The following is a 2,591-nucleotide window of genomic DNA, read 5'->3' as shown; positions in this document are numbered from 1 at the left end:
CGCTGGATCCGCGGGTGACCCGACGCGCGCTCGCCGCGGTCGCCCAGAGTCCGATGCCGTCGGTGCCCGTCTCGCGTCGGGGGGAGTTCTCCGACCTGACGGTGAGGGAGCAGGAGGTGCTCGACGGGATACTGCAGGGGTGGTCCAACGCCCAGCTCGCCGCGAGGCTGCGCATCTCGGTGCCCACGGTCAAGACGCATGTCTCGAACGTTCTCACCAAACTCGGAGCGCGCAGCCGCTCGCACGCTGCAGCCCTCGTGCGGGGTCGCGAGGGCTGAACGTCAGTCCTGTGACGCCGTCGTGACCGGGATCTTCTCGTCTTCGCGCAGCGGACGCGCTGCACCTGAGAACAGTCCGGACGTCACGACCAGAGCGACCAGGATGAACAGGGTGTTCAGCAGGCCGATGTGCTCGCTGATGATTCCGAGGACGGGCGGTCCGCCGAGGAACGCGATGTAGCCGATCGTGGCCGCAGCGCTCACCCGGGCTGCCGCCTTAGCGGGATCGTCCGCCGCGGCGGACATTCCCAGAGGGAAGCCGAGCGATGCGCCGATACCCCAGAGCGCCGCCCCGACGAGCACGAGCGGGAAGGTGGGAGCGAGGATGAACAGCAGGATGCCCGAGGCCGCCGCCACCGCGAGAACGCGCAGCACCAGGACGCGTCCGAACCGGTCGACGAGGGGTCCGCCGAACAGGCGCACGACGGTCATGCCGACCGAGAACACGGCGAGCGAGACGGCGCCGGTGCCCTCGGCGAAGCCGTGACCCTGTTCTGTGCCCAGGGCGATCCAGTCGTTGGCGCCGCCCTCGGCGAACGACATGCCGAGCATGACCACGCCGATCAGGTAGGTGCGTGGTTCGCGCCAGGCTTCGAGCGCGGTGTGCATGCGTGCGCGGAACGCCGGCTTCTCGTGCGGCGCCGGGTCGAGGGCGGCCTCGCGCACAGGCACCTGGAAGAAGCAGACGACGGCGATCACGGCGATCAGTGCGCCCATGATCGCGGCGTGGGTGGCGACGTCGATCGTGAGCCGCGCCGCGAGGGCGCCGATCCCCGCGCCGATGACCGTGCCGAAGCTGAAGAACGCATGGAAGACCGGGAGGATCGTCCGGCCCATCTGCTGTTCGATCGCGGTCGCCTCGACGTTCATCATGACGTCGACCGATCCGTTGCCGAAGCCGAAGAGCACCATGCCGATGAGGACGACGGGGACCGAACCGAAGACGTTGGCGCCCAGACCGACGAGCACGATGCCGAGCGCGAACGTCAGCATCGTCAGCAGCATCCCGCGTCGAGCACCCAGGCGCGCCATCACGGCCGGGCCCGTCGAGATGCCGACGATCGACGACACGCCCATGCCGAGAAGGATGAGACCGACCTGCGCGTTGTCCAGACCCAGCGCCTCTTTGATCCCGGGGACGCGTGACGCCCAGGTCGCGATCGAGAGGCCGCTCGCGAGGAAGATGGCGAAGATCGCGGCGCGCCAGCGCACGAACTGCGAACGGGAGAGGGCTGTTTCCATGTCGGACAGCCTATCGAATCGATTCGACCCGAGGGAAGCGAAGGGAGCTATCCTCGAAGTATGAGCAGTCAGGAGACGCCGCGTCGGCCCACGATCGCCGACGTCGCACGCGAGGCGGGCGTGGCGACATCCACCGCCTCGGTCGTCTTCAGCGGCAAGGCGAACGTGGCGGCTGCCACACGGGAGCGTGTGCTCGCCGCCGCTGCCGACCTCGGTTACGCCGGTCCGGATCCTCGCGCGGCATCCCTGCGCCGCGGACGCAGCGGCATCGTCGCCGTCGTTCTCGAAGGGCATCTGCGCGCCGCATTCCTCGACCTGGTGACCACGGCCATGATGGACGGGCTCACCGACGGGCTCGCCGACCTCAGCGCCGGCATCCTTCTGATGCGGGACGAGCCGGGGGAGGAGGGTGCCGCGATCACGCACGCACCCGTCGATGCCTTCGTGCTGATCGGCTGCTCCGGGCGGACGAAGGCCTCGCTCGAAGTGGTCGTCGGTCGTGGTCTGCCTGTCGTCGTGATCGAAGGCGATGCCGGAGGGGAGATCCCGCGCATCACCCTGGATAACGTCGCCGCCTCCGCCGACGTCGCGCGACACGTTCACGATCTCGGCCACCGCGATGTCGCCCTGGTCACGCTCCCGCTCGACAGCGAGCGGGAGCGGGCCGCGGTGAGCCCGGAGCGGATCGCGAACGCCACCGTCGACGTCACCGTGCATCGACTCGAGGGGATGCGCCAGGTGTTCCCCGACGCCCCGGCGATCTCGGCATCCGGCAGCCTCATCGACGAGGGGGTGCTGGTCGGCAGGATGCTCCTGACGGACCCCGCCACTCGACCGACCGCCGTGCTCGCACAGAGCGACCTGCTCGCCGTGGGGGTGATCCGCGCGGCGGAGGAACTCGGGCTGCGCGTGCCCGAAGATCTCTCCGTGGCCGGTTTCGACGTGGGCGGGCATCGACCTCGGACGACTGGAGCGGTCGATCATCCCGGCCGGTCCTTCGGCGCGGAATCTCGCCGCCCATTTGCGGGCCGTAGGCGGCGAGACCATGAACATCTTCGCCGCGACCGCGAC

General features: G+C 69.4%; 2 protein-coding genes and 2 pseudogenes. 2 read left to right on the top strand and 2 right to left on the bottom strand.

Going from position 1 to position 2,591, the window contains the following annotated elements; translation table 11 throughout:
* Positions 1-278: response regulator transcription factor (locus KZA10_RS12065; RefSeq protein ID WP_218682994.1), on the top strand; the 278-nt coding region annotated here is incomplete at its 5' end.
* Positions 279-281: 3 nt separating this feature from the next.
* Here the strand turns inward: KZA10_RS12065 and KZA10_RS12060 are convergent.
* Positions 282-1,520 (bottom strand): MFS transporter, encoded by a 1,239-nt coding sequence (locus KZA10_RS12060; protein WP_218682995.1) that lies wholly within the window; start codon positions 1,518-1,520, stop codon positions 282-284.
* Positions 1,521-1,580: 60 nt separating this feature from the next.
* On the opposite strand from KZA10_RS12060, the pseudogene KZA10_RS12055 reads away from it, so the two are divergent.
* Positions 1,581-2,450, top strand: a pseudogene (locus tag KZA10_RS12055) (LacI family DNA-binding transcriptional regulator); the annotation flags it as partial.
* 18 nt (positions 2,451-2,468) lie between these two features.
* On the opposite strand, the pseudogene KZA10_RS12050 reads toward KZA10_RS12055, so the two are convergent.
* Positions 2,469-2,591, bottom strand: a pseudogene (locus KZA10_RS12050) (helix-turn-helix domain-containing protein); the annotation flags it as partial.

This window comes from Microbacterium sp. BF1, assembly GCF_019279095.1.
Lineage (GTDB): Bacteria > Actinomycetota > Actinomycetes > Actinomycetales > Microbacteriaceae > Microbacterium > Microbacterium maritypicum.
This window is presented reverse-complemented; position numbering and strand designations above follow the sequence as displayed.

What these genes read in the sequence shown, in the direction of transcription:
- KZA10_RS12060 (WP_218682995.1), bottom strand. Translation starts at nt 1,520, where the DNA reads ATGGAAACAGCCCTCTCCCGTTCGCAGTTCGTGCGCTGGCGCGCCGCG.